Source organism: Mycobacterium sp. NTMscope_MAC_269 (genome assembly GCF_976985695.1).
Window position 1 is genome coordinate 2,853,567 of sequence record NZ_OZ335668.1, and the last position, 24,335, is coordinate 2,877,901.

At 63.8% G+C, this 24,335-nt stretch carries 20 protein-coding genes and 3 rRNA genes; 3 read left to right on the forward strand and 20 right to left on the reverse strand.

What is annotated here, in order from left to right:
- The first annotated feature begins 18 nt into the window (after window positions 1-18).
- Both ACZ50Z_RS13200 and ACZ50Z_RS13205 read left to right on the forward strand, forming a co-directional pair.
- A complete protein-coding gene (locus ACZ50Z_RS13200; RefSeq protein ID WP_464483956.1) occupies window positions 19-318 on the forward strand; it encodes a PE family protein in 300 nt (99 codons plus the stop codon).
- Between the two features lie 12 nt (window positions 319-330).
- Window positions 331-1,506: a PPE family protein gene (locus ACZ50Z_RS13205; protein WP_464483957.1), complete on the forward strand. Its 1,176-nt coding sequence runs from the start codon at window positions 331-333 to the stop codon at window positions 1,504-1,506.
- A 341-nt stretch (window positions 1,507-1,847) separates the two neighbouring features.
- Here ACZ50Z_RS13205 and rrf read toward each other — a convergent pair.
- The 4 genes from rrf to murA all read right to left on the reverse strand — a co-directional run bounded on the left by rrf (window position 1,848) and on the right by murA (window position 8,589).
- Window positions 1,848-1,960: ribosomal RNA gene (gene rrf, locus ACZ50Z_RS13210) — 5S ribosomal RNA — on the reverse strand.
- Window positions 1,961-2,041: 81 nt separating this feature from the next.
- Window positions 2,042-5,152 (reverse strand): 23S ribosomal RNA (locus ACZ50Z_RS13215).
- Window positions 5,153-5,433: 281 nt separating this feature from the next.
- Window positions 5,434-6,964, reverse strand: a 16S ribosomal RNA gene (locus ACZ50Z_RS13220).
- Together the 16S, 23S and 5S rRNA genes form the textbook arrangement of a ribosomal RNA operon.
- A 371-nt stretch (window positions 6,965-7,335) precedes the next feature.
- Entirely contained in the window at window positions 7,336-8,589 is a 1,254-nt protein-coding gene (gene murA / locus ACZ50Z_RS13225; protein WP_464483958.1) for a UDP-N-acetylglucosamine 1-carboxyvinyltransferase, read from the reverse strand.
- 92 nt (window positions 8,590-8,681) lie between these two features.
- Here murA and ACZ50Z_RS13230 point away from each other — a divergent pair, with 92 nt between their 5' ends.
- Complete coding sequence (locus ACZ50Z_RS13230) at window positions 8,682-9,266, forward strand: cob(I)yrinic acid a,c-diamide adenosyltransferase (protein ID WP_464483959.1); 585 nt, start codon at window positions 8,682-8,684, stop codon at window positions 9,264-9,266.
- 30 nt (window positions 9,267-9,296) lie between these two features.
- On the opposite strand, the gene ACZ50Z_RS13235 is transcribed toward ACZ50Z_RS13230, so the two are convergent.
- The 16 genes from ACZ50Z_RS13235 to rho all read right to left on the reverse strand — a co-directional run bounded on the left by ACZ50Z_RS13235 (window position 9,297) and on the right by rho (window position 24,320).
- The gene (locus ACZ50Z_RS13235) at window positions 9,297-9,740 is read right to left on the reverse strand and encodes a DUF2550 domain-containing protein (protein ID WP_464483960.1); all 444 of its coding nucleotides are present in this window, start codon (window positions 9,738-9,740) and stop codon (window positions 9,297-9,299) included.
- A gap of 6 nt (window positions 9,741-9,746) precedes the next feature.
- Window positions 9,747-10,112, reverse strand: coding sequence for a F0F1 ATP synthase subunit epsilon (locus ACZ50Z_RS13240; protein ID WP_464483961.1), 366 nt, complete (start codon window positions 10,110-10,112; stop codon window positions 9,747-9,749).
- Window positions 10,113-10,151: 39 nt separating this feature from the next.
- The gene (gene atpD / locus ACZ50Z_RS13245; RefSeq protein ID WP_464483962.1) at window positions 10,152-11,603 is read right to left on the reverse strand and encodes a F0F1 ATP synthase subunit beta; all 1,452 of its coding nucleotides are present in this window, start codon (window positions 11,601-11,603) and stop codon (window positions 10,152-10,154) included.
- 26 nt (window positions 11,604-11,629) lie between these two features.
- On the reverse strand, window positions 11,630-12,544 hold the full coding sequence (locus ACZ50Z_RS13250) for a F0F1 ATP synthase subunit gamma (protein ID WP_464483963.1): 915 nt from the start codon (window positions 12,542-12,544) through the stop codon (window positions 11,630-11,632).
- Window positions 12,545-12,550: 6 nt separating this feature from the next.
- Window positions 12,551-14,206: a F0F1 ATP synthase subunit alpha gene (gene atpA, locus ACZ50Z_RS13255; RefSeq protein ID WP_464483964.1), complete on the reverse strand. Its 1,656-nt coding sequence runs from the start codon at window positions 14,204-14,206 to the stop codon at window positions 12,551-12,553.
- A gap of 69 nt (window positions 14,207-14,275) precedes the next feature.
- Window positions 14,276-15,616 (reverse strand): F0F1 ATP synthase subunit B/delta, encoded by a 1,341-nt coding sequence (locus ACZ50Z_RS13260; protein WP_464483965.1) that lies wholly within the window; start codon window positions 15,614-15,616, stop codon window positions 14,276-14,278.
- A gap of 6 nt (window positions 15,617-15,622) precedes the next feature.
- The gene (locus ACZ50Z_RS13265) at window positions 15,623-16,156 is read right to left on the reverse strand and encodes a F0F1 ATP synthase subunit B (RefSeq protein WP_464483966.1); all 534 of its coding nucleotides are present in this window, start codon (window positions 16,154-16,156) and stop codon (window positions 15,623-15,625) included.
- Between the two features lie 9 nt (window positions 16,157-16,165).
- The gene (locus tag ACZ50Z_RS13270) at window positions 16,166-16,414 is read right to left on the reverse strand and encodes a F0F1 ATP synthase subunit C (protein WP_024636915.1); all 249 of its coding nucleotides are present in this window, start codon (window positions 16,412-16,414) and stop codon (window positions 16,166-16,168) included.
- An 84-nt stretch (window positions 16,415-16,498) separates the two neighbouring features.
- Window positions 16,499-17,257 (reverse strand): F0F1 ATP synthase subunit A, encoded by a 759-nt coding sequence (gene atpB / locus ACZ50Z_RS13275; RefSeq protein WP_464483967.1) that lies wholly within the window; start codon window positions 17,255-17,257, stop codon window positions 16,499-16,501.
- A complete protein-coding gene (locus ACZ50Z_RS13280; RefSeq protein WP_464483968.1) occupies window positions 17,250-17,744 on the reverse strand; it encodes an ATP synthase subunit I in 495 nt (164 codons plus the stop codon). Before ACZ50Z_RS13280 ends, atpB begins: the two co-directional genes overlap by 8 nt.
- Window positions 17,745-17,960: 216 nt before the next feature.
- Window positions 17,961-19,172, reverse strand: a complete 1,212-nt coding sequence (gene rfe, locus ACZ50Z_RS13285) for a UDP-N-acetylglucosamine--decaprenyl-phosphate N-acetylglucosaminephosphotransferase (protein WP_464483969.1) — start codon at window positions 19,170-19,172, stop codon at window positions 17,961-17,963.
- A gap of 26 nt (window positions 19,173-19,198) precedes the next feature.
- Window positions 19,199-19,858: an L-threonylcarbamoyladenylate synthase gene (locus tag ACZ50Z_RS13290; protein ID WP_464483970.1), complete on the reverse strand. Its 660-nt coding sequence runs from the start codon at window positions 19,856-19,858 to the stop codon at window positions 19,199-19,201.
- A 48-nt stretch (window positions 19,859-19,906) separates the two neighbouring features.
- Window positions 19,907-20,818, reverse strand: coding sequence for a peptide chain release factor N(5)-glutamine methyltransferase (gene prmC / locus ACZ50Z_RS13295; RefSeq protein ID WP_464486219.1), 912 nt, complete (start codon window positions 20,816-20,818; stop codon window positions 19,907-19,909).
- A 46-nt stretch (window positions 20,819-20,864) separates the two neighbouring features.
- Window positions 20,865-21,938, reverse strand: a complete 1,074-nt coding sequence (prfA, locus tag ACZ50Z_RS13300; RefSeq protein ID WP_464483971.1) for a peptide chain release factor 1 — start codon at window positions 21,936-21,938, stop codon at window positions 20,865-20,867.
- Window positions 21,939-22,037: 99 nt separating this feature from the next.
- Complete coding sequence (gene rpmE / locus ACZ50Z_RS13305; protein WP_464483972.1) at window positions 22,038-22,271, reverse strand: 50S ribosomal protein L31; 234 nt, start codon at window positions 22,269-22,271, stop codon at window positions 22,038-22,040.
- Between the two features lie 183 nt (window positions 22,272-22,454).
- Window positions 22,455-24,320, reverse strand: a complete 1,866-nt coding sequence (gene rho / locus ACZ50Z_RS13310) for a transcription termination factor Rho (RefSeq protein WP_464483973.1) — start codon at window positions 24,318-24,320, stop codon at window positions 22,455-22,457.
- Window positions 24,321-24,335: the final 15 nt, after the last annotated feature.

The following is a 24,335-nucleotide window of genomic DNA, read 5'->3' on the forward strand; positions in this document are numbered from 1 at the left end:
GCGAGGAGAGAAATCACCGTGTCGTTCGTGACGACCCAACCGGAAGCGTTATCCGCCGCAGCACGGAACCTGGCCGCTATCGGTTCGGCGCTGGCCGCACAGAATGCAGCCGCGGCGACGCCCACAACGGGCGTGGTTCCCGCGGCAACCGACGAGGTCTCGGTGCTGGTCGCGGCTCAGTTCGCCACGCACGCGCAGATGTATCAGACGGTCTGCGCCCAGGCCACGATGATTCACGACAGCTTCGTGAGAATGCTGCACCTCGGCGCCGGCTCCTATGAGGCAACCGAGGCCATCAACGCCGCCGCATCCAGCTGAGGACGGTGAGAGATGCTGGATTTCGGAGCGTTACCCCCGGAGATCCATTCTGGGCGCATGTATTCCGGCGCGGGGCCGGCGTCGCTGATGGCTGCGGCACGGGCCTGGAACCTGCTGGCGGCCGAGTTAGATTCCGCTGCGGCTGACTACGAGAGGATCATCACGCAACTGGTCAGCGAAGAGTGGATGGGCCCGGCGTCGGCGCAAATGGCAAGCGCCGCCGAACCCTATGTGGCCTGGATGCGAACCACCGCCGCGCAGGCCGAACAAGCCGCCATCTCGGCCAGGGCCGCAACGGCCGCGTACGAGGCCGCGTTTAGCGCCACCGTGCCTCCGCCCCTGATCGAGGCCAATCGCATCCAGCTTGTGCAGGCGGTGTCGACCAATGTCCTGGGTCAAAACACGCCGCTGATCACGCAGCTCGAGGCGCAGTACGCGGAAATGTGGGCTCAAGACGCAGGCGCGATGTACGGCTACGCCGGCCAGAGCGCTCCGGTTGCCCAAGTAACGCCGTTCACTCGACCGACTGAGACGACGAACCCCGGCGGCGAGGCCATGCAAGCCGCCTCGGTCGCCCGGGCGGCCGGCACGTCGGCCGGCGGCGCTGAGTCCACGCAATCACAGTTGCTGTCCTCAGTGCCGCCCACGCTGCAGACACTCGCCTCGCCGACGGCCGGGGAAACGGCCCCGGTGCCGATCACGGATCTGCTGGAACAGAATCCCGCGTTTGACGCCTGGGCAGAATATGCCAGCCCCGCCCAGAACACCCTCGCGATGGTTTATCGCGTTACCGGCATGTCGACCCACTTTCTATCGCTGTCGAAGGCCGTGGCGCCGGCCGCCAAAGCGGCCGCCGAAGGGGCGGGCGCCGCTGCCGCGGCGGCCGTACCCGCTGCTGGGCGGGCCGTGGGCGCCGCAGGCGGTGCCATCTCAGCGGGTCTGGCTAGCGCGGCCCCGGTCGGCGGCCTCTCCGTGCCGGCCAGCTGGGCCTCGGCCGCAGGCCCGGCCGTGGCCTCTGGGGCTTCGCCAATTCCGCTCAGCCGCTTCATCACAACTCCGGAAACGTCAGGGCCCGGAAACCTGCTGGGCGGGATGCCACTGGCGGGTGCCGGCGCCGGCTCGTCCGGTGCCGGTCCGCGCTATGGGATCCGTCCCACGGTGATGGCACGCCCGCCGTTTGCCGGATAGCTCAACGATCACCCCGCGCGTCCCGGTCGACATCCGGTTCACGACAACGTCGTTCGATTGAACATCGGTCACGGCGACGCCCTGCCGGCCGGGCCGCGCGCATCGACACCCACTGAGGCGACGCAGGTTTGGCACTTCGCCACGCCCCGGCCGGACCCCCGCATACCCGTCGAGTGAACCGTCCGCCGCGATCCAGCTCCGAAGCAGAGGCTGTGCACATGAGCTGACCGTGGCGCCGATATCTCTCCAACTGCCGGCGCCCTCACCGGAACTGCCTGTCCCCCACCGCTTTTGGCTGCAAATGCAAAAACACCCCCGTTGCCGGGGGTGTTTTTGTGTATGTTCGGCGGTGTCCTACTTTTCCACCCGTATGGGCAGTATCATCGGCGCTGACAGGCTTAGCTTCCGGGTTCGGAATGGGACCGGGCGTTTCCCTGTCGCTGTGGCCGCCGTAACTCTATTTAAATTTGTTTGGTGGGGGGTGCGGTGTTACACGGCAATGAAGCCATGAATTGGACTGTGGTTGCGATTGTGTGTTGGTAAGTTTTCGGCCGGTTAGTGCCAGTTCCCTGCACTCATTGCTGAGCTTCCAGGTCTGGCCTATCGAACCCGTGGTCTGCGGGGGGCCTTATCCCTCTAAAAGGGTGAGAAACCTGATCTTGGAGAAGGTTTCCCGCTTAGATGCTTTCAGCGGTTATCCTGTCCGAACGTGGCTATCCAGCCGTGCTCCTGGTGGAACAACTGGTATACCAGAGGTTCGTCCGTCCCGGTCCTCTCGTACTAGGGACAGGTTTCCTCAAGTTTCTGACGCGCGCGGCGGATAGAGACCGAACTGTCTCACGACGTTCTAAACCCAGCTCGCGTGCCGCTTTAATGGGCGAACAGCCCAACCCTTGGGACCTGCTCCAGCCCCAGGATGCGACGAGCCGACATCGAGGTGCCAAACCATCCCGTCGATATGGACTCTTGGGGAAGATCAGCCTGTTATCCCCGGGGTACCTTTTATCCGTTGAGCGACACCCCTTCCACTCGGGGGTGCCGGATCACTAGTCCCGACTTTCGTCCCTGCTTGACTTGTAAGTCTCGCAGTCAAGCTCCCTTGTGCACTTACACTCGTCACCTGATTGCCGTCCAGGTTGAGGGAACCTTTGGGCGCCTCCGTTACATTTTAGGAGGCAACCGCCCCAGTTAAACTACCCACCAGGCACTGTCCGTGAACCGGATATACGGTTCGACGTTAGGTGTCCAATACGATCAGAGTGGTATTTCAACAACGACTCCATACAAACTGGCGTCTGTATTTCACAGTCTCCCACCTATCCTACACAAACCGTACCGAACACCAATACCAAGTTGTAGTGAAGGTCCCGGGGTCTTTTCGTCCTGCCGCGCGTAACGAGCATCTTTACTCGTAGTGCAATTTCGCCGAGTCTATGGTTGAGACAGTTGGGAAGTCGTTACGCCATTCGTGCAGGTCGGAACTTACCCGACAAGGAATTTCGCTACCTTAGGATGGTTATAGTTACCACCGCCGTTTACTGGGGCTTAAATTCTCCGCTTCACCTTACGGTTAACGGGTCCTCTTAACCTTCCAGCACCGGGCAGGCGTCAGTCCGTATACATCGTCTTGCGACTTCGCACGGACCTGTGTTTTTAGTAAACAGTCGCTACCCACTGGTTTCTGCGGCCGGATCCCGCTCCCACCGCAAGGGTGTTCACGGTATTCCGGCCCCCCTTCTCCCGAAGTTACGGGGGCATTTTGCCGAGTTCCTTAACCATAGTTATCTCGTACGCCTTGGTATTCTCTACCTGACCACCTGTGTTGGTTTGGGGTACGGGCCGTGTATGTGCTCGCTAGAGGCTTTTCTTGGCAGCAGAGGATCACCGAATTCACCTCAACCGGCTATGCATCACCTCTCAGGATTAATGAGCGACGGATTTGCCTATCGCTCTCCCTACAGGCTTGCCCCAGTATTACCACTGACTGGTACGGCTACCTTCCTGCGTCACCCCATTGCTTGACTACTACCAGCGAAGGTCCCACGCAGCCCCGAAACTCCATGCCCCCGAAGGGGAATGGTCGATCCGGTTTTGGGTGGTTAGTACCGCTGATTCATCAGGGACGCCCATACACGGGTACGGGAATATCAACCCGTTGTCCATCGACTACGCCTGTCGGCCTCGCCTTAGGTCCCGACTCACCCTGGGCGGACTGGCCTGGCCCAGGAACCCTTGGTCTTACGGCGGGCAAGGTTCTCACTTGCCTTATCGCTACTCATGCCTGCATTCTCACTCCCCCATCCTCCACCACCGGTCACCCGGAGGCTTCGCTGAATGAGGGACGCTCCCCTACCCACATCCACCGTAAAGGTGAATGTGCCGCGGCTTCGGCGGTGTGCTTGAGCCCCGCTACATTATCGGCGCATAATCACTTGACCAGTGAGCTATTACGCACTCTTTCAAGGGTGGCTGCTTCTAAGCCAACCTCCTGGTTGTCTCTGCGACTACACATCCTTTTCCACTTAGCACACGCTTAGGGGCCTTAGCCGGCGATCTGGGCTGTTTCCCTTTCGACGTACGGAGCTTATCCCCCGCCGTCTCACTGCCACGCTTTACACCACGGCATTCGGAGTTTGGCTGACGTCAGTAACCTAGTAGGGCCCATCGGCCATCCAGTAGCTCTACCTCCGTGGTGAACCACGCAACGCTGCACCTAAATGCATTTCGGGGAGAACCAGCTATCACGGAGTTTGATTGGCCTTTCACCCCTACCCACAGCTCATCCCCTCAGTCTTCAACCTAAGTGGGTTCGGGCCTCCACGCGGTCTTACCCGCGCTTCACCCTGGCCATGGGTAGATCACTCCGCTTCGGGTCCAGAACACGCCACTACACCCCAAAGGGGATGCGCCCTATTCAGACTCGCTTTCGCTGCGGCTACCCCGCACGGGTTAACCTCGCGACGTGTCCCTGACTCGCAGGCTCATTCTTCAAAAGGCACGCCATCACCCCACAAGGAGGCTCTGACGGATTGTAGGCACACGGTTTCAGGTACTATTTCACTCCCCTCCCGGGGTACTTTTCACCATTCCCTCACGGTACTAATCCGCTATCGGTCATCGAGAAGTATTTAGGCTTACCGGGTGGTCCCGGCAGATTCACAGCAGATTCCACGGGCCCGCTGCTACTCGGGAATTGATACAAGGTAGGTGACGGGTTTTCGCGTACCGGGCTCTCACCGTCTACGGCAGACCATCCCAGGTCACTTCCGCTAACCACGACACTTTCTGACTACCCCTCAGCCAGGTAGAGCTGAGATGTATCCTCCCACAACCCCGCACACACAACCCCTACCCGGTATCGCATGCGTGCGGTTTAGCCTGTTCCGCGTTCGCTCGCCACTACTGACGGAATCACAATTGTTTTCTTCTCCTACGGGTACTGAGATGTTTCACTTCCCCGCGTTACCTCCCGCACCCTATATATTCAGATGCGGGTAACACGACATCACTCGTGCTGGGTTTCCCCATTCGGAAATCCTCGGATCAATGCTAGGTTGACAGCTCCCCGAGGCATATCGCAGCCTCCCACGTCCTTCATCGGCTCTCGATGCCAAGGCATCCACCATGCGCCCTTAAACACTTACTTACACAAGAGTTAAAAAAGAAATTACACATTTCGATAAACGCATCAGCCACAAAGGACTACGCGCTCATCTAGATGCTCGCAACCACTATCCAATACTCAAACACCACACCCCACCACCAAGATGGAGGGACTCCACACGGACTGACCGAGTGTTGTCTCAGGGCCCAATAGTGTGTCTGGGAATCATTTGCTGTTGTGCACCCGGCTCCCGTCCACTACAGACGAGAACCCCTCACGGCTCGCACCCCACCAATTGGAGTGCTTTTCGTGGTGCTCCTTAGAAAGGAGGTGATCCAGCCGCACCTTCCGGTACGGCTACCTTGTTACGACTTCGTCCCAATCGCCGATCCCACCTTCGACAGCTCCCTCCCAAGGGTTAGGCCACTGGCTTCGGGTGTTACCGACTTTCATGACGTGACGGGCGGTGTGTACAAGGCCCGGGAACGTATTCACCGCAGCGTTGCTGATCTGCGATTACTAGCGACTCCGACTTCATGGGGTCGAGTTGCAGACCCCAATCCGAACTGAGACCGGCTTTAAAAGGATTCGCTTAACCTTGCGGCATCGCAGCCCTTTGTACCGGCCATTGTAGCATGTGTGAAGCCCTGGACATAAGGGGCATGATGACTTGACGTCATCCCCACCTTCCTCCGAGTTGACCCCGGCAGTCTCTCACGAGTCCCCGGCATTACCCGCTGGCAACATGAGACAAGGGTTGCGCTCGTTGCGGGACTTAACCCAACATCTCACGACACGAGCTGACGACAGCCATGCACCACCTGCACACAGGCCACAAGGGAACGCCTATCTCTAGACGCGTCCTGTGCATGTCAAACCCAGGTAAGGTTCTTCGCGTTGCATCGAATTAATCCACATGCTCCGCCGCTTGTGCGGGCCCCCGTCAATTCCTTTGAGTTTTAGCCTTGCGGCCGTACTCCCCAGGCGGGGTACTTAATGCGTTAGCTACGGCACGGATCCCAAGGAAGGAAACCCACACCTAGTACCCACCGTTTACGGCGTGGACTACCAGGGTATCTAATCCTGTTCGCTCCCCACGCTTTCGCTCCTCAGCGTCAGTTACTGCCCAGAGACCCGCCTTCGCCACCGGTGTTCCTCCTGATATCTGCGCATTCCACCGCTACACCAGGAATTCCAGTCTCCCCTGCAGTACTCTAGTCTGCCCGTATCGCCCGCACGCTCACAGTTAAGCCGTGAGATTTCACGAACAACGCGACAAACCACCTACGAGCTCTTTACGCCCAGTAATTCCGGACAACGCTCGCACCCTACGTATTACCGCGGCTGCTGGCACGTAGTTGGCCGGTGCTTCTTCTCCACCTACCGTCAATCCGAGAAAACCCGAACCTTCGTCGATGGTGAAAGAGGTTTACAACCCGAAGGCCGTCATCCCCCACGCGGCGTCGCTGCATCAGGCTTGCGCCCATTGTGCAATATTCCCCACTGCTGCCTCCCGTAGGAGTCTGGGCCGTATCTCAGTCCCAGTGTGGCCGGACACCCTCTCAGGCCGGCTACCCGTCGTCGCCTTGGTAGGCCATCACCCCACCAACAAGCTGATAGGCCGCGGGCCCATCCCACACCGCAAAAGCTTTCCACCAAAAGACATGCGTCTAAAGGTCCTATCCGGTATTAGACCCAGTTTCCCAGGCTTATCCCGAAGTGCAGGGCAGATTGCCCACGTGTTACTCACCCGTTCGCCACTCGAGTACCCCCGAAGGGGCCTTTCCGTTCGACTTGCATGTGTTAAGCACGCCGCCAGCGTTCGTCCTGAGCCAGGATCAAACTCTCCAAACAAAAACTCCTCGATGAACGAGGTGAATTCACAATCAGAGAAAATCTGACCTAACAAAAAGACACCATTAACTGGCATCAAAATAACCGGCCATATCCGCACACGGGGGTGTTATAGATATGGCCAAAAAACAACAACAAACAAAAACACCAAACACACTATTGAGTTCTCAAACAACACTTGTTTCGCCCGTTTTGGGGCAACCCTGCCAGCTTAATACAGTTCCGGCAGTTTCGTCAACTCCCAGTTTTGGTCTTCCAGAGACCGTTTCGGGAGCAGCCGTGCCAGGCTAGTACCAATCCAGCGAGGGAGTCAAGCCCCGACTTCGTCCACCTTCGCGTTGGTGATCGGGCTTGTGGGGCACTGACTTTGGTTACTCTACCCGCTCGATCTCCGCTCCCAAAATCGCCAGGTTTTCCACGAACAACGGGTAGCCGCGATCGATGTGAAAGACGTCGTGGACCTCGGTGTCTCCGTCGGCGACCAGCCCCGCCAACACCAGGCCGGCACCTGCCCGAATGTCCGAACACCACACCGGCGCGCTCGACAATTGCGGCAGCCCGCGCACGACGGCGTGGTGCCCGTCGGTGCGGGCGTCGGCACCCAGCCGAATCATTTCCTCGACGAAACGAAACCGCGCCTCGAACACGTTCTCGGTGATCATCGACGTGCCATCGGCGATCGATGCCAGCGCGATCGCCATGGGCTGCAGGTCGGTGGGGAATCCGGGAAACGGCAGGGTCGCCACGTTGACGGCCTTCGGCCGCTCGTATTGGGCCACGCGAAAGCTGTTTTCCGTCTGGGTGACCGTGGCGCCCGCGTCGTGCAACTTGTGCAGCACGACCTGCAGGTGCGCCGGGTCAACGCCGGTGATCTCGATGTCTCCGCGCGTCATGGCGGCGGCGATACCCCACGTGGCGGCGACGATCCGATCCCCGATGACGCGATGTTCGGTCGGGTGCAGCCGCGGGACGCCGGTGATGGTCATCGTCGGCGAACCGGCGCCTTCGACCTGCGCGCCCATCTGGTTCAACATCGTGCACAGATCGACGACGTCCGGTTCTCGTGCGGCGTTGTGGATCGTGGTCACGCCTTCGGCCACGACCGCGGCCATCAGGATGTTCTCGGTAGCCCCCACCGACGGAAACTCCAACTGAATCTCCGCGCCGCGCAACGTATCAGCCTGCGCCACCACACAGCCGTGCTCGATGTTGCAATGCGCGCCCAGCTGGCGCAGGCCGGCCTGGTGCATGTCCAGCGGCCGCGACCCGATCGCGTCTCCGCCCGGGAGGGCGACGCGGGCCCGCTTGCACCGACCGACCAGTGGGCCCAGCACGCACACCGAAGCCCGGAACTGGCGCACCGCGGCGAAGTCGGCGTCGTATTTGGGCTCATCGGGCGACGTGATGCGGGCGACGTCGCCGTCGAGTTCGACGGTCGCGCCGAGGCCGCGCAGCACCTCGGCCATCAGCGGCACATCGAGGATGTCCGGGCAATTGGTGATGGTGCTGGTGCCTTCGGCCAACAACGCCGCGGCCATCAGCTTGAGCACGCTGTTCTTTGCGCCCCCCACCGCGACTTCGCCTGACAACCGGTTGCCGCCGGTCACCACGAATCGCTCAGCCACCCGCGTCAGTCTAGTGAAGCGGTATCGGGTTGTCAGTCGGCCAGCATCGAGCCCAGTCCCGGCCCCGGCACGCTCCGCAGTACCGTTTGCTCATGGCAGTGCACCTGACTCGTATCTACACGCGGACCGGCGACGACGGCACCACCGGATTGAGCGACTTCTCGCGGGTTCCCAAAACCGACCCCCGCCTGGTGGCCTACGCCGACTGCGACGAGGCCAACTCGGCGATCGGCGTCGCCGTCGCCATCGGGCACCCCGACGACGAGCTCAAGGCCGTGCTGCGCCAGATCCAGAATGATCTCTTCGACGCCGGCGCGGATCTGTCCACCCCGGTGGTCGAAAACCCCGAATACCCGCCTTTGCGGGTCACCCAGCCCTACATCGACCGGCTCGAAAAGTGGTGTGACACATATAACGAGTCGTTGCCGAAGCTGAATTCTTTTGTGCTGCCGGGCGGTTCGCCATTGTCGGCGTACTTACACGTCGCCCGCACCGTGGTGCGCCGGGCCGAGCGCTCGGCATGGGCCGCGATCGATGCCGCGCCACAGCAGGTCAACGTCCTACCCGCGAAATACCTGAACCGCCTTTCGGATCTGCTCTTCATCCTGTCGCGGGTCGCCAACCCCGACGGCGATGTGCTGTGGAAGCCGGGCGGCGGAGAAGCCAGCCCGAGTTAGCCCAAACCGCAGAGCGTTCGGTGCTGCGGTCTAAATGCTGCGCCGGCGTGAGCGCGGCGACGGGCGCGACTCCAGCCAGGACAAGAACGCGGTCAATGCGCCCTTGTCGAAAGCGATCTCGTAGCCAGACCTGCGGTCCTGGGTCGTGTCACGCAGCTCGATGACGACGATCTCGTCGGTCATGATGTCGAACTCGTCGCCACGCGGCGCGCGACGGGTCACGATCTCCACGCCTCGCCGGCTCAGCCGTCGGTCCGGCCACAGTCGCAGGCTGGAAAGCCGGTAGAACGCGGCTTCGCCGCCGCGGTAACGGATTACGCCGTGCCGCCAGCCGTGACCGCCCACCGCGGGAATGTCTCGCATGATCCCCGCCGTGCCGCCCTGGCGAAGCTTCCACAGCCGATAACTCAGCCCGACGACGGCGGCCCCCAGCACGACGACGAGCACGACCATCGCCGTCATGGGCGCGCTCATCGGCGATTAGTCGATCGCGCCGACGGCGCGCAATCTCGCACGCCCCCTGGCGGCGATACGCGGATCGTCAGACTCAGAATCCTCTTTGGCGGCGCTCTCGTCGATCTCCGACTCGAACTCGGCGGATTCGGCGAGGATCGTCACCGATTCCTCGGTGATGGACAAGAATCCGCCGTCCACCGCGACCCGCAGATCGTCTTCGCCTTCGCGTTCGACGCGCACCATTGCGTCGTCGACCAACTGTGCCACCAGCGGAATGTGCCGCGGCATGATGCCGATCTCACCGACAGTGGTGCGGGTGAAAAGGAACGTCGCCTCACCCGACCAGATCTTTCGGTCGACGGCGACGATCTCGACGTTCAATTCGGCCACTCCACACCACCTTTCGATCCGTCTCGGTCCAGCTGCGAATTAGAGCTTGGCACCAAGGCTCTCGGCCTTCTTGGCCAGGTCGTCCAGGCCACCGATCAAGAAGAACGCCTGCTCGGGCACGTGGTCGAACTCACCCTTGGTCAGGCGGTCAAACGCCTCAATGGTCTCCTTCAGCGGAACCGTGGAACCTGGCTGCCCGGTGAACTGCTCGGCCGCCATCATGTTCTGCGACAGGAATCGCTCGATGCGCCGTGCGCGCTGCACCAGCTGCTTGTCCTCCTCGGCCAGCTCATCGATACCAAGGATCGCAATGATGTCCTGAAGATCCTTGTAGCGCTGCAGGATTCGGATGACCTCCTGCGCGACGGCGTAGTGCTCGTCGCCGACCACACCCGGGTCGAGGATGGTCGAGCTGGACGCCAGCGGGTCCACCGCGGGGAAAATGCCCTTGGAGAACACCGCCCGCGACAGCTCGGTGGTGGCATCCAAGTGCGCGAACGTCGTCGCGGGCGCCGGGTCGGTGTAGTCGTCAGCGGGCACGTACACCGCCTGCATCGACGTAATCGACTTACCGCGCGTCGAGGTGATGCGCTCCTGCAGCTCGCCCATCTCGTCGGCCAGCGTGGGTTGGTAACCCACCGCGGACGGCATACGACCGAGCAGCGTCGACACCTCCGAGCCGGCCTGGGTGAACCGGAAGATGTTGTCGATGAACAACAGCACGTCCTGGCCGGCTTCGTCGCGGAACCACTCCGCCATCGTCAGCGCGGACAGCGCCACTCGCATACGGGTGCCGGGCGGCTCGTCCATCTGACCGAACACCAGCGCGGTGTCCTTGAGCACGTTGGCTTCTTGCAGCTCGACCCAGAGGTCGTTGCCCTCACGGGTGCGCTCCCCCACGCCGGCGAACACCGACGTACCACCGAAGTTGCGGGCAATACGGTTGATCATCTCCTGGATGAGCACCGTCTTGCCCACACCCGCACCGCCGAACAGCGCGATCTTGCCACCACGCACGTACGGGGTCAGCAGGTCGACGACCTTCAGGCCGGTCTCGAGCATCTCGGTGCGAGGCTCCAGCTCTTCGAACGGCGGCGGCTTGCGGTGAATCGACCAGTGCTCGAACTCTTCTCCGTACCCGGGCTTGTCCAGGCAGTGGCCCAGCGCGTTGAACACGTGGCCCTTGACCTCTTGGCCGACCGGCACCGTGATGGAGCGACCGGTGTCGGTCACCTCGACACCGCGCACCAGGCCGTCGGTGGGCTGCAGCGAGATGGTGCGCACCAGGTTGTCCCCGAGGTGCTGGGCGACCTCGAGCGTGAGGGTCTTCGCCAATTCCTCGAACGAGATCTCCGCGTGCAGCGCATTGAACAGCTCCGGCACGGAACCCCGAGGGAACTCGACGTCGACGACCGGTCCGGTGACCCGTACCACGCGGCCGCTGGTGTCGTTCTTGGTCGACTTTTCAGTCTTTTCGTCAGTAGCAGTCATTTTCTTCGCTTCCTCGTGGGGCCTATCTAGCGCGCATCGGCGAGCGCGTTTGCGCCACCGACGATTTCGCTAATCTCCTGGGTGATTTGGGCCTGCCGCTCGCGGTTCGCCATCAGCGTCAGAGCCTTGATCAGATCGTCCGCGTTGTCGGTGGCCGACTTCATCGCGCGCTGGCGCGATGCCAGCTCCGAGGCGGAGGATTCGAGCAGCGCCTCGTACACCCGGGTGGTCAGGTATCGCGGCAACAACGACTCGAAAAGCGTTGTCGCGTCCGGCTCGAACGAATACAGGGTACGTACTTCGGGCTGTTCCTCGACGTATTCGACCACCATGGGGGCGATCCGGTGCGCCACTGCCGCCTGAGACATCATCGACTTGAATTCCGAGTAGACGATGTGTAGTTCGTCGACGCCTTCGCCGCCATCCGACTGCTGATCCTCGTCGCCGGTGCCCTTCATGAACGCATCGACCAAGGTCGACGCGATGTCCCCAGCGTTCTCGTACGTGGGCTGTTCGGAGAAGCCCGTCCACGACTCGGTGATATCCCAGTTGCGGAATTTGAAGTAGTTCAACGCTTTGCGGCCCACCGTGTAGAGCACCGGCGTCTTACCGGCGTCCCTCAGCAGGGAGAACAACTCCTCGGAGCGCCGAAAGATGCTGGAGTTGTACGCACCGCACAAACCACGGTCGGACGAGACCACCACGACGGCTGCCCGCTTCGGTTCCGGTCGCTCGACCAACAACGGATGATCGAGCGCCGCTTCGGCCGACAGCGTGGTGAGCATCGCGGTCAGCTGGAACGCATAAGGGCGGGCGGCTTCCAGGCGGGCCTGCGCCTTTCCAATGCGCGATGTGGCGATCATCTCCTGGGCCTTCGTGATCTTTTTGATCGACCCAGCCGAGCGGATGCGTCCGCGCAATTCACGAAGTGTGGCAGCCATAGGTTGCTACTTCTTTGCCTTCTTCTTGGGCGCAGGCTTGTTGACCTTCACCGATTCCTTTTCGAGCTCGCCCTCGTCGAGCGCCTCGACGTGCTCGTCGGGCACCACCGAACCACCACCGGTGGCGGCGAAGCCCTTCTTGAAGTTCTTGATGACCTTCTCGAGTTCTTCGGCGGCCTCGTCGGAGAGCTTCTGGGTGTCGCGGATCCCCGACAGGATCGTCTCTCCGGAGGCCCGGATGTGGTCCAGCAATTCGGTTTCGAAGCGCCGGACGTCCTCCACGGGCACCGAGTCCAGGTGACCACCGGTGCCGAGGAAGATCGAAATCACTTGCTCCTCAACGGGCATGGGCTGGTACTGCGGCTGCTTGAGCAGCTCCACCAGCCGCGCACCGCGGTCCAGCTGGGCCTTCGACGTCGCGTCCAGGTCGGAGGCGAACGCGGCGAACGATTCCAGTTCGCGGAATTGCGACAGGTCCAAACGCAGCGAACCCGCCACTTCCTTCATCGCCTTGATCTGCGCGGCACCACCGACGCGGGAGACCGAGACACCGACGTTGATGGCCGGCCGCACACCCTGGTTGAACAGGTCGGACTCAAGGAAGCACTGCCCGTCGGTGATTGAGATGACGTTGGTGGGAATGTAGGCCGAGATGTCGTTGGCCTTGGTCTCGATGATCGGCAGGCCGGTCATCGAGCCGCCCCCGAGTTCGTCGGAAAGCTTGGCGCAGCGCTCCAAAAGCCTTGAGTGCAGGTAGAAAACGTCGCCCGGGTAAGCCTCGCGGCCGGGCGGGCGGCGCAGCAGCAGCGAGATCGCGCGGTAGGCCTCGGCCTGCTTGCTCAGGTCGTCGAAGACGATCAGCACGTGCTTGCCGTCATACATCCAGTGCTGGGCGATCGCCGAACCTGTGTAGGGCGCAAGCCATTTGAACCCGGCCGAGTCGGAGGCCGGCGCCGCGACGATGGTGGTGTAGTCCATCGCGCCACCCTCTTCGAGGGCACGCCGGACCGAGGCGATCGTGGTGCCCTTCTGGCCGATGGCCACGTACACGCAGCGCACCTGCTTGCGCTCGTCGCCGGACTCCCAGTTCTGGCGCTGGTTGAGGATGGTGTCCACGCACACGGCGGTCTTGCCGGTCTTGCGGTCGCCGATGATCAGCTGGCGCTGGCCACGACCGATGGGGGTCATCGCGTCGATGGCCTTGATGCCGGTCTGCAGCGGCTCTTTCACGCTTTGCCGCTGAACCACCGAGGGCGCCTGGATCTCCAGCGCGCGCCGGACGTCGGTTTCGATGTCGCCCTGGCCGTCGATCGGCTGGCCCAGCGGGTTGACCACACGCCCCAGGAAGGCGTCGCCGACGGGCACCGAGAGGACCTCGCCGGTGCGCTTGACCTGCTGGCCTTCTTCGATCTTCTCGAAGTCACCCAGGATCACCGCGCCGACGTTGTGCTCGTCGAGGTTGAGCGCGACGCCGAGCACGCCGCCGGGGAACTCGAGCAGCTCCTGAGTCATCACGGACGGCAGGCCCTCGACGTGGGCGATGCCGTCACCGGCGTCGACGACGGTACCGACCTCTTCGCGGGAGGTGTCGGAGCTGAAAGAGCCTACGTACTCCTCGATGGCGCTCTGAATGTCATCAGCGGAGATTGTCAACTCGGCCATGGCTTTTCGTCTTCCTACTTGATCTTCGTTCGCGTGTGTCGGAATAGGTTTGTGATTGGTCGGTCTTGGTCAGTCGGGCAACTGCGCCTCGGCGGCGGTCAGGCGGGACGAGAGCGTCCCGTCGATCACTTCGTCAGCCACGGCGATGAGCAACCCGCCCAGCAGTTCGGAATCGATCTGCAGCTGCACCGACACCGGGTGACCGTAGATACGGCTGAGCACCTCGGTGAGACGAGTGCGCTGGGCGTCGCTCAGGTCGGCTGCCGCACTGACTTGCGCGACGACTTCGCCGCGGCGCGCCACCGCGACCTTTGCCAGGAACTGAACGGCCTCCTCGGCCGGCCGGCCCCTGAGCAGTTCGATCGTCTGGGTCAGCAGGGCGGCCAAGATCGGGTTCACCCGGGTGTTCGCGCCGGCGAGCACCTTGCGCAGCAACCCAACTCGGCCTTCCACCGGAACGGCGTAGTCGCCCAACAAGATGGCCAGACGCGGTTGCGCGTCCAGAATGCGCGAGAACCGGAACAGCTGCTCTTCGATCTCGTCGACCTTGTCCTCGCGCTCGGCGACCTCGAGCAACGCCTGCCGCGACACGTGCTCGAGGGCGGAGATGAGGTCGGCGTTGGCCGACCACCGCTCCGAGGCGGCTGAGCGCAGCACGTCGAGGGTGGGATCACCGACCTTGCCGGTGAACAACCGCTCGATCAACCGGGCCCTGGGTGACCCGTCCTCGGCCGGCTGGGTGAGATACCGCGTGACGACGATTTCGCGATCCAGGACCTGGGCCACCGCGACCAGTTCCCCGGACAGGGTGGAAAGCGCCTTGTTGTCAAGGTCTTTGGCGATGGTGCTGAACCGCTCGGCCAGGTTGGTCAGCGCGATGCGGCTCGACGAGCGCATCTCCGTCATCAGTGGATATTGGACGTCGGTGCCCACGGGCGCCATCGCGTCGAGATCGTCGAGGAATCGATCCACGGTGGCCGATTGCTGCGCGGAGTCGGCGACGAAGTTCCGCACCAGCTCGCCGGCCTGGCGCACCGCTTCGTGACCGAGTTCCAGGCGCAACTGACGACTCAGCTGGGTGCGCAGCAGGTCGACCTGGCGGCCGCCCTGCGACCTGATGCGTTCCGCCTCGACGCCGGCCTGCGCCTCCAACTGCTCGGTGATGCGCTTGGCGTCCGACTCCGCCTCTTCAACAACGCGTTTCGACTCCGCCTTGGCGTCCTCCACGGCCTTGCTGTGGGCGGTGGTCGACTCGGTCAACCGATCGCTTGCCGCGGCGGCGTCCTTCAACTGCTGGCGCACCGTGGCCTGCCGCGTGGCCATCAACCGACGCACCGGCGGCACGACATAGCGCACCACCAGGAACACGATGGCCGCAAAGCCCACCAACTGGCCGATGAAAGTCGACATACGTAATTACCGTCCGGATGTCTTGGTTGCGGATGTGGTCGCTGCAGCGGGAGCGACGTCGATGCCGATGATTCGACTGGCCAACGTCGCCGACATGGACGCCACGTTGGCACGCAAATCCAATTCCACGGCGTCCCTTTCCCGCTTCAATTGCTGGGCGGCCAGCTGCAACGTCGACATCACTTCTTGCTCGGCACGGGCGCGTGCGTCCTCGACGACCTTGCGGCCTTCGGCGCGCGCGTTGTCGCGTAACGACGACGCCTGCACTCGGGCTTCGGTCATGGCTTCTTCGTAATCGGCCTGGGCCGCCTCGAACTGCTCGGCCGCCTTCTTGGTGTCGGCGACCGTCTTGGCGACCATGGCGTCGCGCTCGCGCAACACCTTCATGACCGGCGGCACGACGAACGTGCCGATGACGGCCAGCACGATCAGGAAGATGGCCAGCACGAAGAAGAAGGTGCCGTTGGGAACGAGGAAGTTGTTGCCTCCCTCTGCCACCACCTGGCTGGACGCCAGAACGCTCAGGCTCGCGTCACCCATCACAGCGAACTAGGTGCCGACGGGTGTGGCGAAGACGAACAGCGCCATGAAGGCCAGGTTGATGAAGTAGGCCGCCTCAACCAGACCGACGGTGATGAAGAACGGCGTAAACAGCCGGCCTTGCGCCTCGGGCTGACGGGCGATCCCGGAAACCAGCGCGTTACCGGCGATACCGTCACCGATACCGGCACCGATCGCGCCGCCGCCCATGATGAGTCCACCGCCGATGAGTGCAGCGGCAGCGACTTGGGGGTCCAGAGCCATTCTTATCCTCCTTGATATCTGGTAGGGGTCTACCAGGCCTCTGTAATGGTGCGTGGGACAAAACAATTCATCGTGGCTTTAGTCATGGTGATCCTCGATCTCCATGGCTTGACTGAAGTACAAGATCGTCAGGATCGAGAAGATGAAGGCCTGGATCGCCCCGACGAACAGGTCGAAGGCTTTCCAGATCGCGTTGGGCGCCCACATGATGTACGGCGGGAACAGCGCGATCAGCGCGACCAGGATGCCACCGGCGAAGATGTTGCCGAAAAGTCGGAGTGACAACGAGATTGGCTTGGCCAGCTCCTCGACAACGTTGATCGGCGCCAGGAATGCCACGTGGCCCTTGAGCACGGCGAGCGGGTGTCCGACGACGCCGCGGCGCCAGATGCCGGCCACGTGATAGCAGACAAAGACAAAAAGAGCCAGCGCCAGAACGTAATTGATGTCCGCGGCCGCCGACTTCAGTAGCTCGGTGGTGTGCCCGGCGGCGTCGGTGTATTGCAGCGGGAGCACCGACAGCCAGTTGGAGATCAGGATGAACACGAAGATGGTGACGGCCAGCGGCAACACGAACGGCGCGATCCGCATGCCGACCGCGCTCTCGATCTGATCGCGCATCTGGACCGTGATGGCCTCCCAGAACAACTGAACACCGCTGGGGACACCGGTCGAGGTGATCTTCGCCCGCAGGAAGAAGGCCAGCGCGAGCACGATCAGCGCGGCGATCCCCGTCGACATGATGGTGTCGGTGTTGACGGTCATGCCGAGCCAGGTGGCGTGGTTGTGTTCGCCAACCTCGATCGCACCTTCGGCCAGGAACGTCGTCTCAGGCATCGGTGGTGTTCCTTCCTTCCGTACCTTCCGATCCTGCGATGACGCCGCCTCCGGCACCGTCCGCGGATTCCGCCCAGTCGCCGGCGCGCAGTTTCTTCCACACCGGCAGCGCTGTCGATGCCACCAAAAGGATCTGGAACAGCGCCAATCCGAACACCACGCCCAGTCCGGCGGGCCGGAAGACGTAGGCGACGATCAGCCCGATCACGGTGATGAGGGCCAGCCGTGACGCCGAGTTGACGGCCATCGACCGTTTCAGCGGGTGATCCTTCGCGGTGATCGACTCAACGGAGCGACGCACGAGTACCGCGTTGAGCAAACCCAGCAACAGCCCGATCCCGAAGAAGACGCCGACCATCAGGTGCCCGGACAATCCGGCGGCGAGCACCGCTACCGCCGTGATGGCAATGCTGATCGCGAAAAGCCGAACCGGACGGAAGGCAACAGAGGGAAACACCAACGGCGCGTCCTGCGCTGGTGTCGTCACTGCAGCACCTCAATCCCAGGTTGGTGAAACGGGAACCCCTCGACCGACTGATCGGTGGCCCGCCGAGCGTATCGCACGTCACAGTTGAATCACCCAAGGGGTATCTCCCGAGGCCGGTCTTGAACCAGCCCGATCGGATGAGCTTCCGAGGGGCCGGTCGCCTGTGCGGCTTTTTGGGGTTCTACCTGGACCGTACCACACAACAGGCCCCTACTACTACTCCTCGTCGTAGTAGTCGTCGCGCCGGCGCAAGAGCGGGATCGCCGTCGCGACGCCGGCGACCACGATGGCGCCCAGCATGACCGCGGCGGTGTCGCGGGGACGGAAAAAGATCGTGCTTGCCGCGCCGAACGCGACGATGCCGACCCACAGGTAGATCAGCAACACCACGCGGCGGTGCGAATGGCCGATCTGCAGCAACCGGTGGTGCAGGTGCATCTTGTCGGGGCTGAACGCGCTGCGGCCGGCTCGGGTGCGGCGCACGATGGCCAGCAGCAAATCGAGCATCGGCACGAAGATCACCGCCACCACCAGCAGGAACGGCGACAGCAGGGCAAACACGTCCCGGGCGCCGTAGGCGTTCTGCGAAACGGGCCCGGCCGCCGTCGTGGAGGCGGCGGCCAGCATCAAGCCGATCAGCATCGAACCGGAGTCACCCATGAAGATCTTGGCGCGATGAAAGTTGTGCGGCAGAAAGCCCAGACACGCCCCGGCGAGCACCACCGAGATCACCGCCGGCGGATAGAAGAGGACATCGCCGCCGTGGTCGCGGAGCAGCCCGACGGAGAACATGCAGATCGCCAACGCGGTGATGAGGCCCAGTCCGGCGGCCAGACCGTCGAGCCCGTCGACGAAGTTCATCGCGTTGACCACCGATACGGTCAGCGCCAGGGTCAGCAGGATGGACGACGCCTGGTCGAGCACGATGGTGCCGACGCCACCCAGGGGGATGTACAGGACGCTCCAGGCCACGCCCATGGTGACCAGCACACTGGCCGCAGTGATCTGGCCGGCGAACTTGGTCAGGGCATCCAATCCCCAACGGTCGTCGATCAGCCCGATCCCCATGATGACCGCGCCGGCCACCAGGACCGCCGGCATACCGGTGGAATAGACGAACCCGCGGGTGAGTGCCGGGAGCTGGGAGGCCAAAAACACGGCGGTGACAACGCCGAGGAACATCGCCAGGCCGCCCATGCGCGGGGTGGGCGTCACGTGGACGTCGCGCTCCCGCGGGTACGCGACCGCGCCCAGCCGGGTCGCCAGCACGCGTACCGGACCGGTCGCGAAATAGGTGATGATCGCCGCGGTCAATCCCACCAGCGCCAGCTCGCGCAGCGGAACACCGGCGCCGCGATCGGAAAGGGCGAGCAAACCACCGGCAAGGTTGGTCACGTCGCTGGACACCAACGAGACCGTAGTGCACAAACCTGGGAGCTCGACAACCGCTCCAGTCAGGCCTCGACGCTCAGGCTTTCAAGATCGGTGCCGAGCACCTCGGCGATGCGCTCCGCGCTCACCGGGCCCGGCCGCAGGATGCGAGGCGTGGCACCGGTCAGGTCCACGATCGTGGAGGCGGCGCCCTGCTCGGACGGACCCGCTTCCAGGTAGACGTCCACGAGATCTCCGAGCTGAGTGCGCGCCTCGCCGGCGTTCACCGCGGCCGCACGACCGGAGATGTTGGCGCTCGAGACCGCCAGGGGTCCCACTTCACGCAGGAGCTCGATGGCGACCGGGTGCAGTGGCATCCGCAGCATCACGGTGCCGCGGGCATCGCCGAGGTCCCACTGCAGCGACGGCGCTTGGGTCACCACCAGGCTGAGGGCGCCCGGCCAGAACGCGCGGATCAGATCGCGGGCCCCGTCCGGCATGGTGTAGACGAGTCCCTCGATGGTGTGCCAGGAGCCGACCAGCACGCCCACCGGCATGTCACGGCCCCGCCCCTTCGCCGAGAGCAGCGCCGAGACCGCGGCGCTGTTGAAAGCGTCGGCGCCGATGCCGTACACGGTGTCGGTCGGCATGACCACGAGGCGCCCGCCTTTGAGGGCCCCTGCCGCCGCGGCGATTCCGAGCGCGCGCTGGTCGGGGTCGGCGCAGTCAAAGACGTCAGTCACGGGCGCCACTCCTCCTCATCGCTGCGCTCTGCATCGTCGCGACGCACATCACGGGCGCCACTCCTCCTCATCGCTGCGCTCTGCATCGTCGCGACGCACGTCACGGGCGCCACTCCTGCGAGCTGTCACGAATCGAGGCCGGCCGGTCAGGTCGTGCCGCGGCTGGACGTGCTCGAAAAGCCCCGTGTGGCCGAACAATTCCACCGTCTGGCGCGACGTGGTGTCGTCATGCTCGATGCCGATCAGCCTGCCGGGACGCAGCCAGCGGCCGGCCAGGCGGACGATCGGCGCGATCACCGCCATCCCGTCCGGCCCGCCGAACACCGCTCGGTGGGGATCATGCTGGGCGACTTCGGGATCCAGAACCGCGCCGTCGGGAACATAGGGCGGGTTGGCAACGATCAGGTCGACCCGTCCGTCCAGTTCCGGAAGCAGGCCGGGTTCGGTGACGTCGGCGCGCACGATTTCGATCGCCGTGCCGTCGGCGTTAGACCGCGCATATTCGAGAGCTGCATCGGAGTTGTCGAGAGCGACGATTCGCGCCTCCCGACCCAGCGCGGCCCAATGGCGGGCCAGCGCCACCGCCAAAGCGCCGGACCCGGTGCACAGGTCGACGACCACTGGCCGCGGCGCAAGTTGTTGCGCGCTGGCCCATTCCAGCAGGGCCTCGGTTTCGGGTCGGGGAACGAAGACGCCGGGACCGACCCGCAGCACCACCGGACCGAACGCCGCCGTCCCCAGCAGATGCTGCAGCGGCACGCGTCGCGAACGGACGGCCACCGCCTCGCGGTAGCGTCCGAAAAAGTCCTCGCCGGGCGACTCGAGCAAGGCCAGCCGGCCGCGGTCGACGCCCGCCAGGTGCGCGGCCAGCTGCTCGGCATCCCAACGCGCGGAATCGATTCCCGCTTCGGCGAGGGTGGCTGTCGCATCGTCGATCGCGCGCCACAGGACGAGCTGGATTGTCCCGCTCCCCCTCATCGGTTCACCCTGCATCGTCGACGGGCCGTCATGCCTGTTGCAGCCGGCTTTGCTTGTCGGCGGCGGCCAGCGCGTCGAACAAGGTGTCCAGGTCGCCGTCGAGCACTTGATCGAGATTGTGCGACTTGAAGTTGATCCGGTGGTCGGCGATCCGGTTCTCCGGGAAGTTGTAGGTGCGGATGCGCTCGCTGCGGTCCACCGTGCGGATCTGGCTGGCCCGGTCCGCAGACGCGTCCGCCAGCGCCTGTTCCTCGGCCAATGACTGCAGGCGAGCCGCCAGCACCTGCAGCGCGCGGGCCTTGTTCTGTAGCTGCGAGCGCTCGTTCTGGCAGGTGACCACGATGCCGGTGGGCAAGTGCGTGATCCGCACCGCGGAGTCGGTGGTGTTGACGCCCTGGCCGCCCTTGCCCGACGAGCGGTAGACATCGATGCGCAAGTCCGACTCGTCGATCTGCACCTCGCCGATTTCTTCGGGTTCGGGGTAGACGAGCACACCGGCCGCCGAAGTATGAACGCGGCCTTGGGATTCCGTCACCGGGACGCGTTGCACCCGGTGCACCCCGCCCTCAAACTTCATCCGCGACCAGACCCCGTCGGCCGAATCACCCTTGCTGGCGATGGACAGCGTGGCGTCCTTGTAACCGCCGAGGTCCGAGGTGGTTTCGTCCAGGACGGTGACGGTCCAGCCGTGCCGCTCTGCGTACCGAATGTACATCCGGGCCAGGTCGGCGGCGAACAGCGCCGATTCTTCGCCGCCCTCGCCGGATTTGACCTCGAGCACGATGTCGTCGGCGTCGTGCGGGTCGCGCGGTGCCAGCATGTCGGTGAGCTGAGTGTCCAACTCGGCCACCCGGGATTCCAGGTCGGTCGCCTCGGCGGCGAACGAAGCGTCGTCGGCGGCCAGCTCGCGGGCGGCCTCGAGGTCCTCGCGTGCTGCCGTCAGCTTGCGGTAGGTGCCGACGATCGGGGCCAGCCGCGCGAAGCGACGTCCGGCCTTGCGGGCCTCGTCGGGATTGCTGTGCAGTTCGGGGTCGGCCAGCCGTTGCTCGAGGTCGGCGTGCTCGGCCAGCAGCACGTCAATGGTCTGTACCGGCTTCGTCATGCCACACCTCCTGCCCCGTTGTCGCCCGTCAGTCCCGCAAACGCAAACCGACGCCCGGCCTGTGCGACAGCACGCACAGTTCGGGCGTCGGTAACCGAGCTATTTGTCGTCGGCAGCAGCTCCGGCCTTGCGCTTTCCGTAGCGCTTCTCGAAGCGGGCGACCCGGCCGCCGCTGTCCAGAATCTTCTGCTTGCCGGTGTAGAAGGGGTGGCACTGCGAGCAGACCTCGACGGTGATGTGACCGCCCTCTTTGGTGCTGCGCGTCTGGAAGGTGTTGCCGCACCCGCAGAGCACCGTGGTCTCCGCGTACGCGGGGTGAATGTCAGCTTTCATGGTGTCCTCTTCGATCGTTTGTCGCCCGCCCCCGTCCGGGAACCAGACGGTCGGGCGTGAACTGCAGAACCTCAGGCGGTTTGCGGATAATCGAGCCCCGATTATGCCAGGTCAACCACCATCATCCCAAACACAGGACCGCGCCCCCGCATTCCCGGGTGCTCTCAGGCCTTTCCGAACGAGCTAGTCGTTGTCCATCCCAGGCGTCGTCTTGGACACCTGGACCAGGAACTCGTAGTTGTTCTTCGTCTTGCGCAGCTGCGACATCAGCAGGTCGATGGCCTGATGCGAATCCAGCCCCGACAACACACGGCGCAACTTGTGCACGATCGCGAACTCGTCCGGCGACAGCAGCAGCTCGTCCTTACGGGTGCCGGACGGGTTCACGTCGACCGCCGGGAAGACTCGCCGTTCGGAGATCTTGCGGTCCAGCTTGAGCTCGGCGTTACCGGTGCCCTTGAACTCTTCGAAGATGACCGTGTCACCGGTGGATCCCGTCTCGACCATCGCGGTGGCGATGATGGTCAGCGATCCGCCTTCCTCGATGTTGCGGGCGGCGCCCAGGAACCGCTTGGGCGGATACAGGGCGGTGGAGTCGACACCACCGGACAGGATGCGGCCCGACGCCGGCGACGCGTTGTTGTAGGCGCGCCCGAGGCGGGTGATCGAGTCCAGCAGCACGACGACGTCCTTGCCCTGCTCGACCAGCCGCTTGGCCCGCTCGATCGCCAGCTCGGCGACCGAGGTGTGGTCCGACGGCGGCCGGTCGAAGGTCGAGGCGATGACCTCGCCCTTGACCGAGCGGGTCATATCGGTGACCTCCTCGGGGCGCTCGTCGACGAGCACGACCATGAGGTGGCATTCCGGGTTGTTCTTGGTGATCGCGTTGGCGATGTCCTGCAGGATCGTCGTCTTACCCGCCTTGGGCGGCGACACGATCAGCGCGCGCTGGCCCTTGCCGATCGGCATGATCAGGTCGATGACCCGGGTGGTCAGCCGGTCGCCGGTGGTCTCGAGACGCAGGCGCTGGTTGGGGTACAGCGGCGTCAGCTTGGAAAAGTCGGGCCGCTTCCTGGCGTCCTCGACCGAGCCGCCGTTGACGCTGTCCAGGCGGACCAACGGGTTGAACTTCTGCCGCTGGTTGGGCTGTTCGCCTTCCTTCGGCACGCGGACCGCGCCGGTGACGGCGTCACCGCGGCGCAGGCCGTTCTTGCGCACCATGTTCATCGACACGTAGACGTCGTGCGGGCCGGCCAGGTAACCGGACGTACGCACGAAGGCGTAATTGTCGAGAACGTCAAGGATGCCGGCCACGGGCTGTACGACGTCGTCGTCGCGCAGTTCGGCGTCGCCGCCTTCGCCGGATCGCTCGCCCCGGCGCCGGCGGTCGCGGAAGCGGCGTCCCCGCCGGCCCCCACGTCCCTCGCCGTCGTCGTCCTGCTGGTTCGACCCGCCACGACCCTGCTGGCCGCCGGAGCTTTGCTGATCCTCGCCGCCGCCCTGGCCGCGGTCTTCGTTCTGGTTGTCTTTGTCCTGCTTGCCTTGCTCGCGGCCATCGGCCTCGCCGGTGGCGCCGCCATCTCGGCTGCCGGTGCGCTCGCGATCGGCGTCGTCGTTGCCGCGGGCGGCCGAACCCGCATCGCGGGAAGCACCGCGTCGTTCGCGGCGCGGCGCCTCGGTGGCCGCGCCGTTCTGGCCTTCCTTGGCCGCCGGTGCGTCGGCGGCGTTGTCGTCCTTATTGTCTTTGGTGTCGGCGTCTTTGGTGCCCGACTTGCCGCTGTCCTCAGCGGACTTCGTGCCGTTGGCGGGAGCGCCGTTGGCCTGTCCCCTGACTTCCTTGATCGCGGCGATCAGTTCGTTCTTACGCATGCCCGACGTCCCTTTGACGCCGACCTGATTAGCCAGCGCACGGAGCTCGGGTAGCACCATGGTGGACAAGGCACCGGCCGAAGCGTTCGTCTTCGCGGCGGGAGCGTCGGTGGTCACGGCATTGGTCAGTTGATTGGCGTCAGTGTTTTCGCCAGCCGTGAACAGGTCCGTATCAGTCACGGAGTTCCTTTCTTC

Coding starts and splice junctions, on each gene's coding strand:
- ACZ50Z_RS13230 (WP_464483959.1), top strand. CDS start 8,682: ATGGCAGTGCACCTGACTCGTATCTACACGCGGACCGGCGACGACGGC.
- ACZ50Z_RS13250 (WP_464483963.1), bottom strand. CDS start 12,544: ATGGCTGCCACACTTCGTGAATTGCGCGGACGCATCCGCTCGGCTGGG.
- ACZ50Z_RS13205 (WP_464483957.1), top strand. CDS start 331: ATGCTGGATTTCGGAGCGTTACCCCCGGAGATCCATTCTGGGCGCATG.
- rpmE (WP_464483972.1), bottom strand. CDS start 22,271: ATGAAAGCTGACATTCACCCCGCGTACGCGGAGACCACGGTGCTCTGC.
- ACZ50Z_RS13235 (WP_464483960.1), bottom strand. CDS start 9,740: ATGAGCGCGCCCATGACGGCGATGGTCGTGCTCGTCGTCGTGCTGGGG.
- ACZ50Z_RS13265 (WP_464483966.1), bottom strand. CDS start 16,156: ATGGGTGACGCGAGCCTGAGCGTTCTGGCGTCCAGCCAGGTGGTGGCA.
- atpA (WP_464483964.1), bottom strand. CDS start 14,206: ATGGCCGAGTTGACAATCTCCGCTGATGACATTCAGAGCGCCATCGAG.
- atpB (WP_464483967.1), bottom strand. CDS start 17,257: ATGCCTGAGACGACGTTCCTGGCCGAAGGTGCGATCGAGGTTGGCGAA.
- prfA (WP_464483971.1), bottom strand. CDS start 21,938: ATGACGAAGCCGGTACAGACCATTGACGTGCTGCTGGCCGAGCACGCC.
- ACZ50Z_RS13260 (WP_464483965.1), bottom strand. CDS start 15,616: ATGTCGACTTTCATCGGCCAGTTGGTGGGCTTTGCGGCCATCGTGTTC.
- atpD (WP_464483962.1), bottom strand. CDS start 11,603: ATGACTGCTACTGACGAAAAGACTGAAAAGTCGACCAAGAACGACACC.